Source organism: Nostoc sp. 106C (assembly GCF_002154725.1).
Classification (GTDB): Bacteria; Cyanobacteriota; Cyanobacteriia; order Cyanobacteriales; family Nostocaceae; genus Aulosira.
On the sequence record NZ_MTAW01000139.1, the window covers coordinates 1 to 15634 of the forward strand.

The window sequence follows — 15634 nt, forward strand, 5'->3', positions numbered from 1 at the left end:
TATCTTCTCAAATTTTTGTCCTGCATAGCTTAGAGTTGCCTTGTCACCCTCTAAGCTTGTCGACTTTGAGAGTCTTTTCTATAGAAGCAGATATCACTTTCTCGCTATTGGGAGTGACGGTGACTGCTGTTACTTCACCACTATGATCAATAGTGCGTAGCAATCGTCCTCCTGGACGAGTTAAACTAGCTGTTAAAGGATGCAACCAACTTGTTTGACTTTGTTTTGCTACCTCCAAAATCTTCTGAATCTCTGGTAATTCAAAACACTGCATTCTACCCCATAATTGCACTGCTAGCTGTGTTTTATCTTGAGTCAAAATGTGAGCAGATAACCGTAAAGTTCCTTGTATTAATTTGAGTGCCCTGATTTGCTCCTGGTCAATCGCTGGGTTTTTTAAAACCTCTGACATATGAATCAAATCATAATCTTCAATTAGCAGCTGTACTCCAAACTCAGGATGATTAAGCTTGGCATTGATGAAATCAAAATCAGCCAGGGTTTGCGAATACTTCTCCAAGTTTCCCGACTTCACTAAGCTTGAGGCTAAACTACCCAAGTAAGCACGTTGAAAAGCGGGGCTTTGTGCCGCTAACTTGTTAGCAAATTCTCCCATATCACGCCATCTTCCTTACAAGGTAGTCTGCAATGCCTTGATTAACCTGTTGAAATAGCTTGCGTTTAGCATCCAAAACCCGTTTTGCTTTCAAGAAATCTAAAAAACTAGCGTGATAAATGCTATAGCAGTTTTCTTCCGCCAAAATCTGCGGCTTCAAATACTCAACCCACTCATCTAAAATTGATTGCACCTCATATTCATCCTGTTGGGCAATATCCGCTATCATCTCACAGGGAATCGGTGTGCTAATCTCCACTAAAATAAACAGAATAAATACCTTTACTTCTTGGGGTTTTTCATCCATCCCCATGCGCTGCCAATGGACTTGATAATAATCTTGCAGACCAGCGGGTAATTGCTTTAAACTCAGGTCATTATAGTCACCTTTAGCAATTCCTGGTAAAACATAGCGCAGGTACATAAAGTTATTTTCACTCTTAGTTGCTACCTGCTCTACAAAATCGTTATCAGAAATATTGCGGTTTTGAATCCATTGTCTAATTGCATTCTTATAATCTTGATCCTCATTTAAGAAGAACCGAATATACTCTTTGATATCTTCACGACTCAAGTTAACATACTGACTTCCCCTTAAATCTAGTTCTTCTACCGGAACATCTGGTGCAGACAAGCGTTTTTTATCTATAGTATATGGTCGTCTAGTCAGCAGAAAATAGACACGTTCCGGTAGCGCCGTTGGTAAATCTAAAAGATTCTCCCCAGCTTCTTGCTCCACCTCATCCAAAGCATCAACTACAATTACCAAATGTTCACTCACAGGAATTTTCTTACTAACCTGTTCTAGTAAATCAGCTAAATTAGCCTTCTCAGCATTCTGCAACTGGTAACGCTTAATTAATTGTTTGCGAATACTTTCAAGAAATAGCTCCGGTCGGTTACGACCATCAGAGCGAATATTAAAATAGCATGGTGATTTATTGTCCCAGACGTATTTAGCAGCAATGGCACTTTTCCCCATCCCTGCATCACCCACCACAGTAAAATAACCACTGCGATTTTTGTCGCAAAATTGCTTAAATGCGTCAAACACAAACTGACGACCGCAAAACGAGCGAATTTTTTCTTTAATTAATGACTTAAATTCCCGTGGGTACTCATCTAAATTCCATTCCGGGAAAGGTTCAAAATCCTTTGACTTACTTCTTTTAGCAACTTTAATAAATATTTCCCCAAACTCCTCCAACTCCGATCGCAACTCAATTCTCTTCAATCGGATATCAAATTCTAAATCATTTCCCTGTAAAAACTTTTCTACTTCCTTGACAAAACCTAAGGGATTATTGGAAGTATAAGCACTCCAAAAAGCTTTTTTTATCTCTGTTTCTCGAAAAAGATTCAGCATTGCTTCCGGCTTACCGACACCATACTCAATTAAAGAGTAGATATAAACACCCTCAACATCTTTAGGTGGTTGTGCTGGGTCAAAATTGAATTGTTTTAAGGTTCTGACTACAGTTTCATTGCGTTGAGCTTGATTAATAACTAGAGAAGCCGCAGGTTTAGCAATACTCTTAAGTGCATTAACTACAATATCAATACTCATTTTCACTAAGACTAGAGATAATTTTTACACCTGTAACCTATCCTAACGACAGATGACAAAATTGAGCTTTTGTAAAGCCATATTGCAGCTAAAGCTTCCTCTTCCCTCTTCCTTCGTGTCCTTAGCGCCCTTGGCGGTTCGATTTTACATAGATATTTTTGTCTCACGCAGAGGCGCAGAGACGCAGAGAAGAACAACAGAGGTGTTGTGATAGTGTCATTTCGAGTGATAAACAGCAAATTTCAACTTCTGAACTGCATCGTTCTCGTTTAGAACAGGAAGATTCTCGTTCGGAACACAAAACTTCGCCCTCTGAACACGAACGTTCGCCTTCGGAACACGAACATTTGCCTTCAGAACACGAAACTTTGCCTTCAGAACACGAACTTTCCCCTTCAGAACACGAAACTTCACCTTCGGAACACGAACTTTCAGCCTTTAAGCCTCAACTGTCATGTTCTAGAGCCGAAGCTTCAAGTAAAAAAGGCGTTGGCGTAGCCCGCCGCAGGCATCGCTCGATCATTATCTAAAATAAAACGTGGTGCGATCGCACCCATCTCCAAAATTACTCGGAACATAGTGCGATCGCTGACAAATATACTTCATCCTTGACTAATATTTCCGCTCCTTGGGCTGAAACATCGTAATCGCTACTGGGCGATACTGGATATCAATGCCGGCTGGTGAATAGTAAGCCATTGTATGCTGAAGGAATTTGTCATCATCTCTTTGGGGATAATCTTCACGGAAATGTGCACCGCGACTTTCCTGACGATTCAGCGCTGATGCGAGAATTGTCTGTCCCACTACCATTAAACTCCGCAATTCTAAGGCTTCTACAATTTCTGTATTCCAAGAATTGCCTTTATCATCTAAATATATTTGTGGATATTGCTGTTGTAATTCTTCAAGTTTATGTAATCCTTCTTGCATTAAATCTGCGGTGCGGAAAACGCCGCAGTATTGAGTCATGCAATCTTGGAAAGCTTCACGAACTTGGTTAATCCGATATTTCCCTGGCTGTTCTAGCAAAGCTTGGATTTGTTGCTGGGCTTCGTTAATATAACGTTGTTCGTCCACCATCGGTAATTTGCGATTTTGCACAAATTGCGCGATCGCCGCCCCGGTTCGCTTGCCATAAACTACACATTCCAATAGGGAATTACTACCAAGGCGATTGGCACCATGCACGGAAACACAAGATGTTTCCCCAGCCGCAAAGAAGCCCTCGACAAAATCGTCGCCACTACTGCGGACTCGACCATCAGTGTTAACAGGGATACCACCCATACAATAATGAATGGTAGGACGTACAGGCATGGGCTGAGTCACAGCATCAACACCCACTAAGCGATGGGCTTCTTCCCAACAAAAGGGAACACGACTCATAATTTTTTCTCTGCCCATGTGGCGCAGATCCAGATAAACAAAGGGGCCACCAGCACTACCATCAGGATGAATACCACGCCCAGCACGAATTTCGTAAGCGATCGCTCTTGAGGTAATATCGCGTGGAGCCAGTTCCATGCGACTAGGTGCGTAGTTTGCCATAAAGCGATCGCCTTCGGAGTTGATGAGATACGCTCCTTCTCCCCGAACTGCTTCTGAAATCAGCACCCCTACCGGATATAAGCCAGTCGGATGGAATTGCACAAATTCCATATCTTCTAGGGGCAAACCTGCGATCGCAGTCATTGCCAAACCGTCACCAGTAGAAGCGTAATCATTTGAGGTGGTGTTATAAACGCGACCATAACCACCAGTGGCAAACATTACTGCCTTAGCCCGTAGCACCTCGATATGCCCATCCAAAAGATGGTACATCACCACACCCTTTGCCTGCCCTTCTTCCAAAATCAGGCGCATCACGTACCATTCTTCGTAAACTTGCACACCATAACGCCGTAAGTTGTTCACCAATTCGTGCAAAATTGCGTGACCAGTCTTATCAGCAGCGTAGCAAGTACGATTGTGGGAATGTCCGCCAAAAGCGCGTTGGGCAATGCGACCATCCGCCAAGCGCGAGAACAAAACGCCCATATGTTCCAAGTCAATCACCACATCTGGCGCTTCCTGAGCAAGAATTGCTACAGCGTCTTGGTCGGCTAAGTAGTCAGAACCCTTGACAGTATCAAATGCGTGTGCTTCCCAACTATCTTCTGAATCAACATTCTTCAGCGATGCTGCCATACCACCTTGAGCCGCCACCGAGTGGGAACGAATAGGGTGAGTTTTGGCAACCACAGCAATATTTAAACTGGGGTTAATGCGGGCAATTTCCACAGCCGCGCGGCATCCAGCCAAACCACCCCCGACAATAATCACATCATGTTCAAGCATAATTAGTTTTCACTAGCCCCCGACTGCAAAAAGCTGCTGTTCTATTGTAGAGATGCGATTCCTCTGGCAGTGTTGTACCTGTTTAAATTTGTCACATCTTTCCTATGTGCAAATATTCAGCCACCAGGATATTTGGCACAATTAGCTTGTTCTGTTGAATTTTAAATTAGTTAATAAAACTTTTCCTACCAGCCTTGAAAGAGCGCTGAGTACTGAGTCAATTAGCAAGGGTTATTAATTCTCCGCCTTCCCTCGTCTGGCTTGTCCTCCCTGTCCCTGTTTCAGGCATGGCGATGAAATTTTTTCATTAGGGCTACCTTCGTCTTCTACCATTACTAGTCACAAAAAATTCCCTGCCACAGGACAGGGAGATGATTGCGATTTTGGATTCTGAATTGAGATTTTGCCTAATTAGGTAACTCGTCGGTAGATACTGATGATGCTTCAGCCAGACGACTCAATCCCAAAACGCAAATCTCCAATTTGAAAATCTGTTCAGCTAGTTGCTTGTACAGGTTTTTGCTGAGAAACGTTACCTGGTATAGGCTCAGTCTTAGTTCCTGGCTCTACAGCAGTTAGTTCAATATGATTTAACAATGTAGTTACAAACGCAAATAACAAGAAAGGCAGCGATAGCAGAACTACGAGGCCAACAGTGGCTAAAGCATAAACTGGCCGTCTAGCACCCATCAGTGCCAAGGCTGATGCCAAACTAATGGTAATTGTAATTAACCAAACAATTATTTGACCATAGATATCACCAAAGGTCAACGTACAGACAAACCGATAGTTTTGAATATTATTCATGTTCATCACATGTGCCTCAAGTCTCTCCTACTAGGTTCTACCTTAGAGCCAGGTTTGGCTAGCAGCCAATTTCTCAATATTTTTCCAAGCTTTGTAATATTAGTTTACAATTAACTTGTTTTGATTAAGGCGCAATGTTCTGTTTCTCCGAGTAATTTTTAATTCCGTAACATAAATATGGATTGTTGCGCTAAAAAACCAAGACACAAAGAAACTTTTTGCGTCTTGGCTTCTTGGTTAAAGATGTTTAACTAACTAATTTACAACATCTCTGTCTCACCCATTGTCAGATAAGTGATAAGGTGCTGGTCGTCGAAATCTGATGAGTATGGTTAAGCTTTAGCCTGTTGAGAAGCTGCTTTTATCTTCTTCATTAGCAAGCCAATACCACCAGCTAGTACTGTACCACCTATGGTTAGGGGTTCAGGAACTGACTGAGCACTGACACTAACATCGTCCAAACGCAAATAACCAGGATCGTTTCGGAAACCGAACTTCAACTCTGTAGATGCTGCTGTTGCTACAAAGTTGTATACGTATTTAGTGTAATCCTGAGCTTTAATATTCTCTTGGTTGAAGAATGTATTACCATTGACAATAGTTTGAAATTGGTTAGGTGTATACCCATCGCTTTTGAGAAAGTAACTAAGTTGATATGCCTGACCAACTGTTGTAGAAATGAACTGTGACAGGAAACCAAGTGAGCCTACTGGACCTAGAAAAGCAGAGAAATTACCACTATTGGCTTCAGCACTACTAAGTACAACACCAGTAGCACCAGTATTACCAGACTGAGTCCATCCTGTAAAATCTCCTGTCTCAAATCCTCCATTAACGACCGCTGCTTGCGTAACGGAAGTAGACGCACTAATAATTACGGCTGTAAAGCCAAGTATTGGAAAAAGTCTCATGGAATTTATGCCTCAAAAACTTAGATGTTGCAGAAATTAGGTATACAAAAGTTGCGTGTGATTGCGTGCAGTATGCAAGCCAACGCGTGGTGTATACCCAATACAAATTATTGGAACAAGTGAATTACTGGAAGATAGATGCTAAAAGCTACACTAATACTTCTGTATTAGTAGCTGCACACCTGGCACTGAAATTTATGTTTAAAGACAAATCCAGCCTTTAAATTTATTTTTATGTGCGTAGATAATTTAGGTATAAATTATCTAAACCCGGAGAACATACCTAATTTACAGAAATTTAGTCAAAAAAACAACTTTATACCGTACCTTTACGCAAAACATATATTAAGTAAACTACATAGTTATTATGTAAATATGTCAAAAGATAGATTTTCCCGTCTTGGGATGCAACTAGACAAGCTAAACAGATGTATAAAGTTTTAGTAAAGTGAGTGATTTTTAATACAAGTCATGTTATGCAAACAGGACGGGTTCAGCAAAGGCAAATTTTCCCTGTTTGATAACCCACAAGGCGTTGGTACTATGCCAGATGTGGAAGAGGCTAGTTTAACGAGCTGCGTAGACACGAATTGGCTTGTCCTCGGACATCGCCCTGTCTGGCAAAATAGTGTAAACACTTGCGAGTTAGTTTTCCGACTATCTCTGGATACTTTAACTCCGCTGCCAAATTTTAATTGTCTTATCCAAACTTCCACTTACCAGCATTTCGCCAGAAGCAGTAAACGTGACTGCTGTTACCGTGTCTGTATGTCCGGTAAAAGTACTTAGTAATTCCCCAGTTTCTAAATGCCACAATTTGATAGTTTTATCAGCACTACCGCTAGCGATAATTTGTTCATCAGGACTGAGGGTGATTGTGCAGACTTCATCGCTATGTCCCTTCAGGGTACGAATTAATTCCCCAGTTTCCAACTGCCAAATTTTAATTGTCTGATCGCGACTCCCACTGATGAGCAGTTTAGCATCGGCACTGATAGCTAGGGAACGAACGATGTGAGAATGGCCAGTGAAGGTATATAGGGGTTGCACATCCTTTAAATCCGTCACACCTCCTAAATGAGAGGTGCACCAAACTTTGATTTTGCGGTAGCTACCCGTAACTAGCGTTTGACCATCTTGGCTCAATACCAGAGAATGCGCCGCTGTATCATCTAAAGAAAGAGCGATCGCTACCTGACGCTTCATCAAATCCCAAAACAGAATTTTCCGGTCATCTCCACCAGTCGCTAACATCCTGCCATCTGGGGTAAAAGCAACGCATCTAACTACCCCATTATGCTTGTGCAAGATATCTATCAAATCTAATGCCCCTACATGCCAAATTTTAATTGTGGAGTCTGCGCCCACACTAGCTAAAGTCTGCCCATCGGAACTAAAAGCTAAGGAATTGACTTCATCAACTAGCCCAGATAAAATCCAAGGAGACTCTGACAATGTATCTATCAATTCACCCCTGGTTAAATCCCATAACTTCGTTTCGCCAAGACTCCCACTAGCTAATATTGGCGGCGTTTTGCTCAGACTACACCTATTAATATTTGCCGTATGCGTTCCCGAAGAATAGGCAAGGCAATTAATTCCTCTAGTATGCCCTTTCAAAGTTTGCCAGTATTCCCAGTCACCAATTATCTTCTTAAGAGGATGTTCTGCCGGCACAGTTACAACCGTTTCTGCGATCGCTTTTTCATTAACTACTAGCGCTGTATCTTTTTTGTTTACTAGTGATTCTAAATACCAACTTAATCCACCTGCATACAACAAGTTACTGGGAGTAATAGAAATTTTCTGTTCACTAGATTCCAGTTCAGTGCTAGGTAAAAATCCAGTAATTACTACTTGTTTTTCGTATCCTAATTTACTTTTACTAGGATAAAATAAAGTGAGAAAAATTAATATTTGGTGTTTTGTCAAGTCCTCTTGAGTAACTGACCACCTAATTTTATTTTTCTTAATCGCATTAAAACTTTCGCCATCAGTAGCGTAAACTTGAATACTCAATTTTTGGTTAGCTGTGAGTACATAAGAAAATTTACTCTCGCCACGTAAATTTCCCTCATCATCTAAAACCATATTTTTTATAGTGTCTGGCGACACTTTTTTCACGAACTTACCAAAGCGTTCTGCCATGACCCGATCGACAATTTGCTCACGCAAAATATAATCTTGCGCTTGCTGTCGAAAGTGTTGGGGAAAGGATATCGTCCAATCAGGTGGTTCAGGATATTCAGGTGGTGTTGGGGGTGGATTTTTTGCCACAATTTCTGCTTGTTGACGAGACAATTCCATGAGTTTGTCCAACGACTCACCCCAAAAGGTCATAATTTCACTGTGACAACCTTTAATTTGGCTTTTCAGTAAAGATAAGTCATTTGTTTTCAGTTTTTTGACCCTTTGTAGAAAGTCAGCTTGTTGAGCTTTTAGTAAGCTAATCCAATCCATCTGCATTAGAGCGACACACTATTGCATACCTAAGGTAAGCTATACCAATACAATTACTCAAGTTTATAATCTTTATTGATTAAAATTCAGTAATCCTAGCAGTCTAATAGAACACAAGCGTAAGCCTGCATTCACGGTAAAGATACACCTAGATAGCGCCCAAACATATCATTAACTGATATGGCTAAGGTATAGAGAGTTAATTGATGTCAAATCATTCTAACTAATATGGAGAATAATATATTGTTTCGCTGGAAACAGTTCCAGCAGCAAAGAATAGTGTGATTAAAAGCTGACAAAAAGGGGAGCGGCAGTGGTATTCTGTTAATATCTATGTCAAACTCATCTGATTTCGATGACTCTAAGGATTACGATACCAGATGAGTATAAATTACGATATAAGCTCATTTTAAGCTTGATGTTCAGGAAGTGTCTGTTGAGTGTGTAGATGCGTAGCGGCTTGTCCCTGGACATCGCTTGCCTCTAAATGTTTAAATTTCATCTGCAAATCAAAGTCATTGCTGCTAATAATAGTTTCTAAATTCGCTATTCTTGTTTCTAAAAGTTCTATTTGCTGTTGTTGCAGATAGTTATTTTTTGATTTTTTATCATCAGAACGCCATACAACTACCGTACCAACTGCTGCACCACCAATAGCAGCTAAGGGCAGAATAGCACCACTTCTTGTAACAGCTGAGAGCGGAATGCATAATGCTAGGATTCCCACTGTAGTTCCCCAGATTTTTGAGGTAGCAGCTACTCTGACATCGTGGGATGACTCTAGGCTGTTGTGTGATTCTTTCGCCATAAATTTATCCTAGATGATTTATCTATAGATTTGCATAATCGCCTCTAAAAATACTTCCTACATTTGGGTTAAGTATATTTACTCTATAGGCGATCGCGTCCTGAATAATTTCTTCAAGCTAGTAAACATATTGAGTAAAAACTGCAACATTGGATTTGCTAGCAGCATCTTAAAAGTAATAGGCAATCAAGCGTCGCCATTCTGTAATCTAACATCTACAACTATTAGAGAATTATAGAAAATGTCTTGTAAATTACTAAATTAAAATTCTGGGATGACTATTTTTTGATTGCTATATAAAGCCTGTGGTATTTACTTAATTAAATAAATGTGTGTATTTATATACACAATTTTAACATTTAAATGATAGTCGAAATTGTCAAATGGGAATACTAAATAGAGCCATGATTATGAACCTAAAGTACAATGCCAGCTTTAATAAATTCAGTAAATAATATTTCGGGCTATCGGATTACAGAAAAAATTTACTCAGGTAGCAAAACCCTTGTTTATCGGGGTATTAGAGAACAAGACCAAAAATCAGTCATCATCAAACTGATGCGGAATGAATATCCTAGCTTCACTGAAATTGCCCAATTCCGCAATCAATACAACATCACCAAAAACCTCGAAATTCCTGGCATTGTCAAACCTTTAAGCTTAGAAAACTATCGCAACGGCTATGCCTTAGTTATGGAAGACTTTGGCGGTATTTCCCTGCAAGAGTGGCAATTGACTAACAAGAGAACGGAAAAAAATCCTGTTTCTGTTGGTGAGTTTTTTTCTATGGCCATCGAAATTACATCTATTTTAGAGGGACTGCATCGCGATCGCATCATACATAAAGATATCAAACCTGCCAACATCCTGATTAATCCAACTACAGGCGAGGTGAGAGTCATTGACTTCAGCCTCGCTACCCTCCTACCAAGAGAAATTCAATTTCTTACCAATCCCAACGTTTTAGAAGGCACCTTAGCTTACATTTCTCCCGAACAAACAGGAAGGATGAATAGAGGTATCGACTACCGTACCGACTTTTATTCCTTGGGTGTCACTTTCTTTGAACTCCTCACTGGACAGTTACCCTTCACTACCACTGACCCGATGGAGTTAGTTTATTGCCACATAGCCAAAGAAGCGCCAAAAGCCAGCCGGATTAACTCCAATATCCCCCTGATGCTGTCTGAGATTATCAGTAAGCTGATAGCAAAAAATGCGGAAGACCGCTATCAGAGTACACACGGACTTAAGCATGACTTAGAAAAGTGTCGCTATCTATGGCAAGATACGGGAAATATTGCCGCCTTCAAGTTGGGAGTACGCGACTTTTCTGACCATTTCCTCATCCCTGAAAAACTCTATGGTCGCCAACAGGAAGTAGAAACTCTACTGGCTGCTTTTGAAAGAGTGGCAGGTGGTACAACTGAAATGATGTTAGTCACAGGTTCATCTGGGATTGGCAAAACTGCTGTGGTTAACGAAGTTCACAAACCGATTGTGCGGCAGCGTAGTTACTTCATCCAAGGTAAATTTGATCAGTTTCAACGTGACATACCTTTGTCAGGATTGGTGCAGGCTTTTCGAGACTTAATTGGGCAATTACTTAGTGAAACTGATGCTCAAATTCAACAATGGAAAGCAAAGATACTATCAGCCTTGGGTGAACAAGCTCAGGTAATTATTGATGTGATACCCGAACTAGAACTAATAATTGGTAAGCAACCTGAAGTGACAGAACTTTCTGGTAGCACCGCCCAAAATCGTTTCAATCTCTTATTTCAGAGATTCATCCAAATATTTGCTACACAAGAGCATCCTTTAGTAATTTTTTTAGATGACTTGCAATGGACTGATGTGACTTCTTTGAAATTCATTCAACTATTAATGAGTGAAAATACATCTTCCCATGTTGTAGGTGAGTCTGTAAATAAAGTAGAAACTGGCGGAGGGATGCTACTGATTGGTGCTTATCGAGATAACGAAATTTCAAATGCACACCCACTTTATTTGAAACTACAAGAGATTGAGAAATTGGGAGTGACAATTAATTCTATTAATCTCGCGCCCTTAACTCAAGGTGATTTAAACAGTTTGATCGCTGATACTCTTCATTGTCAAGAAGAAGCTGCTGCTCCTCTTACCCAAATGGTATTTGCCAAAACCAAAGGTAATCCGTTTTTTAGCAATCAATTTCTCAATACTTTACATGATGAGAATTTAATTACATTTAACTTAAATGGGGGCTTTTGGCAGTATGACCTTGTAGAAATAGAGGCATTATCTCTAACGGATGATGTTGTCAAATTCATGGCAATCCAAATAGAAAAGTTGCCGATACATACTCAAAAGATTTTAATGCTAGCAGCATGTATTGGTAATGAGTTTGATTTAAAAACTCTGGCGATCGTACATGAGAAATCAGCCCTAGATACATCATTAGACTTATTGCCAGCATTACGTGAGGGGTTAGTCTTAGCTCAAAATGATGCTTATAAGTTATTTCAACATGAGCCAGCTTCAGTAATGGCTGCTCAGCATCAAGAAGAGCAACATTCACAAATATCAAATTTCCAATTTCCCAAATATAAATTTGTCCATGACCGTGTTCAGCAAGCCGCTTATTCTTTAATTCCCCTAGATCAAAAGAAGCCAATACATTTAAAAATTGGACTATTGTTGTTAAGTAATACCCCAATTGCAGAACGAGAAGAAAAGATTTTTGAGCTTGTTAACCAGTTCAATAGCGCATTAGAGTACATTACTCACCAGTCTAAACGCGATCATTTGGCTGAGATGAATCTGACTGCTGGACGTAAAGCTTTGGCATCAACAGCTTATTCATCTGCGCTCAAGTATTTAAAGATTGGAATTGAATTACTTGCTGATGATAGTTGGGATCACAAATATGAGCTAACCATAGCTTTGTATGAAACAGCAACAGAAGCCGCTTACTTGGCTGGTGAATTTGAGGAGGTAGAGAAATTAGCAGAAGTAGTATTGGCACAGGCTAAAACGCTAGTAGAAAAAGTGAAAGTCTATGAAGCCAAAATTCAAGCTTATGGAGCACAAAATCGAACTCTTGAAGCTGTCAATATTGCTCTAGTTGTTCTTCAGCAGTTGGGAGTTTACTTCCCTGAAAATCCCAGTCAATCTGATGTACAACTGGCAATGCTAGAAATAACAGTACATTTAACTGATAAGTATATTGAAGACTTAATTGATCTGCCAGAAATGGTAGAAGCTCAACAATTAGCAGCCATGCGTATTCTAACTACTATAGGTACTTTTTCTTATGCAGTTGCTCCAGAGCTATTTCCGCTGGTTATCTTGAAACAAATTGAATTATCGCTTCAATATGGTAATGCCCCTTTGTCTGCTTATGCTTATGTTACCTACGGATTAATACTTTGTGGCGTAGTCGGAGACATTGAATCTGGCTATAAATTCGGCAAACTGGCTTTATGCTTGGTAGATCGTTATAACTTCAAAGAAGTAAAAGCTAAGATAATGATGGTATTTTATGGTGCTATCAAACATTTTAAAAAGCATACAAAGGAGACATTACAATACTTACTAGATGCTTACTCTACAGGACTAGAAACTGGTGATTTAGAATACGCAGCTTTTGCCCTTTACAATTATTCTTCGTATTCCTATTTTATTGGCAGTGAACTGACGGGGCTGGAATTGCAAATAGCAAGCTATGGCAATGCCATTAGTCAAATCAAGCAAGAAAGAGCTTTTTACTGGAATACTATTTATCACCAGACAGTGTTGAACTTGCTCGAATCAGGGGAAAATCCTAATTGTTTAATCGGTAATGCATACAACGAAGAGAAAATACTACCGATTCATCTTGAGGCTAAGGATGGAAGTGGGCTGTTATATCTATATTTCTGCAAGCTTCAGCTAAGTTACTTGTTTCAAGACTTTACACAAGCAGTTAAAAATGCCGCATTGGCAGAAAAGTATTTATATGCTGGTGTAGGAAATCTCGTTTTTCCTCTGTTCCATTTTTACGACTCTCTCGCACAACTCGCGGTGTATTCTGATGCTGGCGAGACTCAACAAAAGTACATTATTGATAGAGTACAAGCTAATCAGGAAAAGATGCATCATTGGGCAAATAATGCTCCAATGAATTATTTACACAAATATTATTTAGTAGAGGCAGAAATAAATCGGGTTTTTGGTAAATATCTCGAAGCAATGGACTGTTATGAGCGCGCCATCACTCTTGCTAGAGAAAATGAGTATCTTAATGAAGAAGCTCTTGCTAACGAACTGGCTACTCGCTTTTATCTAGAATGGAGCAAACACAAGATAGCCCAAACTTACTTTACTGATGCATATTACTGTTATTTGCGGTGGGGAGCAAAAGCCAAAGTTGACGATTTGGAAAAACGGTATCCCCAATTACTGGCTCCGATTCTCAAGGAAGACCAATTAAGTTTATATACCAGCGAAAAAAGTACTTCTTCTCATCACACCACTTTATCTACCCAAAGCAGTCACCAGACTTTAATTAGCTCTTGCACAAGTATTTCTGATTCTTTAGATTTGACTGCTGTAATTAGAGCCTCACAAGCACTCTCTGGAGAAATTGAACTGGAGCAATTGTTATCTACTTTAATGAAATTAGTGAGGGAAAATGCAGGAGCTTCTAAATGTGCTTTAATGCTAAATCCAGGGGATGATTTGGACTTAACCGTTACTGCTATTAGTTCTAATTCTGCATTAGCATCCACTTACACAGAATTCCCTGCAATTAACCTTTCTTGTAGCTATGACCTTCCGATTACTTTGATTAATTATGTCAAACGCACAAAGGAAAGATTTGTTGTTGATAATGCTAAAGTGGAAGGATTTTTAGCAAATGATCGCTACATTCTTCGTGATCGTCCCAAGAGTCTGTTATGTATACCGATTATCAATCAGGGAAAATTTCTTGGTATATTGTATCTTGAAAATAATCTTACGACAGGAGCGTTTACACGCGATCGCCTAGAACTTTTACAAGTAATTACTACCCAAGCAGCAATCTCTCTAGAGAATGCTATCCTCTATAAAGATTTAGCACAAGCAAAAGAAGGCTTGGAGGAATATAGCCATACTTTAGAAGAGAAAGTTGAACGCAGAACTCATGAACTTAATGAGAATAATCAGCGCTTAAAACAGGCAATAGTGGATTTGCAAAACGCCCAAACGAAACTAATTCAAAGTGAAAAAATGTCTAGTTTGGGGCAAATGATAGCGGGAATTGCCCATGAAATCAATAACCCCATCAATTTTATTCATGGCAATATTACTCATACACAAGAGTACGTGCAAGATCTATTAGATTTGATTGCTACTTATCAGCAAGAATATCCCAATCCCTCTAATCAAGTTGCTGAAAAATCTGAAAAAATAGACTTAGATTTTTTAGTGCAAGACTTGCCAAAAGTATTGGATTCTATGAAGCTAGGAACATCGCGTATCCGGCATATTGTTTTAGGATTACGCAACTTTTCACGCTTAGATGAAGCTGACATGAAGCCTGTAGATATTCATGAGGGCATCGACAATACTTTAATGATCTTGCAACACAAACTTAAACTAAATAATGAGCGTCCTGAGATAAAAGTCATCAAAGAATATGGAGATCTGCCAGAGGTGGCTTGTTATGCTGGCCAGTTAAACCAGATGTTTATGAACATCTTGAGTAATGCGATTGATGCGTTAGATGATAACAATAAAGAATGGAGTACGGAAAATGAGAACAACCATCAAATTCAAGTTCCTAAAATTCGCATTTTAACTGAGTTAGTAGACAAAAATACTATCAGGATTCGCATTGCCGATAATGGTCTTGGTATGAATGCTGAGGTGCAACAAAAAATCTTTGACCCATTTTTTACCACCAAGCCAGTTGGGAGTGGTACAGGGCTAGGATTATCGATTAGCTATCAAATTGTTGTAGATAAACATAAGGGAAAGTTGTTCTGTGAGTCTACACCAGGAAAGGGAACTGAGTTTGTGATTGAAATTCCAATCAGACAGTGAGGAAGTACTAGACTATGGGGTTGAATATCATTGAAATAAGCAGGATTTAGATCCCTGACTTCTTGAAGAAGTCAGGG

9 protein-coding genes are annotated in these 15634 nt (G+C 39.7%); 2 read left to right on the forward strand and 7 right to left on the reverse strand.

Going from position 1 to position 15634, the window contains the following annotated elements:
* Positions 1 to 43: 43 nt before the first annotated feature.
* Positions 44 to 616: a WD40 repeat domain-containing protein gene (locus BV375_RS21600; protein WP_086764079.1), complete on the reverse strand. Its 573-nt coding sequence runs from the start codon at positions 614 to 616 to the stop codon at positions 44 to 46.
* 1 nt (position 617) lies between these two features.
* Positions 618 to 2183 (reverse strand): NACHT domain protein, encoded by a 1566-nt coding sequence (locus BV375_RS21605; RefSeq protein ID WP_086764081.1) that lies wholly within the window; start codon positions 2181 to 2183, stop codon positions 618 to 620.
* Between the two features lie 158 nt (positions 2184 to 2341).
* On the opposite strand from BV375_RS21605, the gene BV375_RS36135 reads away from it, so the two are divergent.
* Positions 2342 to 2713: a hypothetical protein gene (locus tag BV375_RS36135; RefSeq protein ID WP_143842154.1), complete on the forward strand. Its 372-nt coding sequence runs from the start codon at positions 2342 to 2344 to the stop codon at positions 2711 to 2713.
* A gap of 82 nt (positions 2714 to 2795) precedes the next feature.
* Here the strand turns inward: BV375_RS36135 and BV375_RS21615 are convergent, their stop codons facing one another.
* The 5 genes from BV375_RS21615 to BV375_RS21635 form a co-directional block, all read right to left on the reverse strand.
* Positions 2796 to 4523, reverse strand: coding sequence for a succinate dehydrogenase/fumarate reductase flavoprotein subunit (locus tag BV375_RS21615; RefSeq protein ID WP_086764085.1), 1728 nt, complete (start codon positions 4521 to 4523; stop codon positions 2796 to 2798).
* A 495-nt stretch (positions 4524 to 5018) separates the two neighbouring features.
* Positions 5019 to 5336, reverse strand: a complete 318-nt coding sequence (locus BV375_RS21620) for a hypothetical protein (RefSeq protein ID WP_086691328.1) — start codon at positions 5334 to 5336, stop codon at positions 5019 to 5021.
* Between the two features lie 326 nt (positions 5337 to 5662).
* Positions 5663 to 6241, reverse strand: a complete 579-nt coding sequence (locus BV375_RS21625) for a PEP-CTERM sorting domain-containing protein (protein ID WP_086764087.1) — start codon at positions 6239 to 6241, stop codon at positions 5663 to 5665.
* Between the two features lie 672 nt (positions 6242 to 6913).
* Entirely contained in the window at positions 6914 to 8707 is a 1794-nt protein-coding gene (locus tag BV375_RS21630; RefSeq protein ID WP_086764089.1) for a WD40 repeat domain-containing protein, read from the reverse strand.
* 403 nt (positions 8708 to 9110) lie between these two features.
* Positions 9111 to 9509, reverse strand: coding sequence for a hypothetical protein (locus BV375_RS21635; protein ID WP_086764091.1), 399 nt, complete (start codon positions 9507 to 9509; stop codon positions 9111 to 9113).
* A gap of 426 nt (positions 9510 to 9935) precedes the next feature.
* Here BV375_RS21635 and BV375_RS21640 point away from each other — a divergent pair, with 426 nt between their 5' ends.
* The gene (locus BV375_RS21640) at positions 9936 to 15557 is read left to right on the forward strand and encodes an ATP-binding sensor histidine kinase (protein ID WP_086764092.1); all 5622 of its coding nucleotides are present in this window, start codon (positions 9936 to 9938) and stop codon (positions 15555 to 15557) included.
* The last annotated feature ends 77 nt before the right edge of the window (positions 15558 to 15634 follow it).

What these genes read in the sequence shown, in the direction of transcription:
- BV375_RS21600 (WP_086764079.1), bottom strand. Translation starts at nt 616, where the DNA reads ATGGGAGAATTTGCTAACAAGTTAGCGGCACAAAGCCCCGCTTTTCAA.
- BV375_RS21605 (WP_086764081.1), bottom strand. Translation starts at nt 2,183, where the DNA reads ATGAGTATTGATATTGTAGTTAATGCACTTAAGAGTATTGCTAAACCT.
- BV375_RS21615 (WP_086764085.1), bottom strand. Translation starts at nt 4,523, where the DNA reads ATGCTTGAACATGATGTGATTATTGTCGGGGGTGGTTTGGCTGGATGC.
- BV375_RS21620 (WP_086691328.1), bottom strand. Translation starts at nt 5,336, where the DNA reads ATGAACATGAATAATATTCAAAACTATCGGTTTGTCTGTACGTTGACC.
- BV375_RS21625 (WP_086764087.1), bottom strand. Translation starts at nt 6,241, where the DNA reads ATGAGACTTTTTCCAATACTTGGCTTTACAGCCGTAATTATTAGTGCG.
- BV375_RS21630 (WP_086764089.1), bottom strand. Translation starts at nt 8,707, where the DNA reads ATGCAGATGGATTGGATTAGCTTACTAAAAGCTCAACAAGCTGACTTT.
- BV375_RS21635 (WP_086764091.1), bottom strand. Translation starts at nt 9,509, where the DNA reads ATGGCGAAAGAATCACACAACAGCCTAGAGTCATCCCACGATGTCAGA.
- BV375_RS21640 (WP_086764092.1), top strand. Translation starts at nt 9,936, where the DNA reads ATGCCAGCTTTAATAAATTCAGTAAATAATATTTCGGGCTATCGGATT.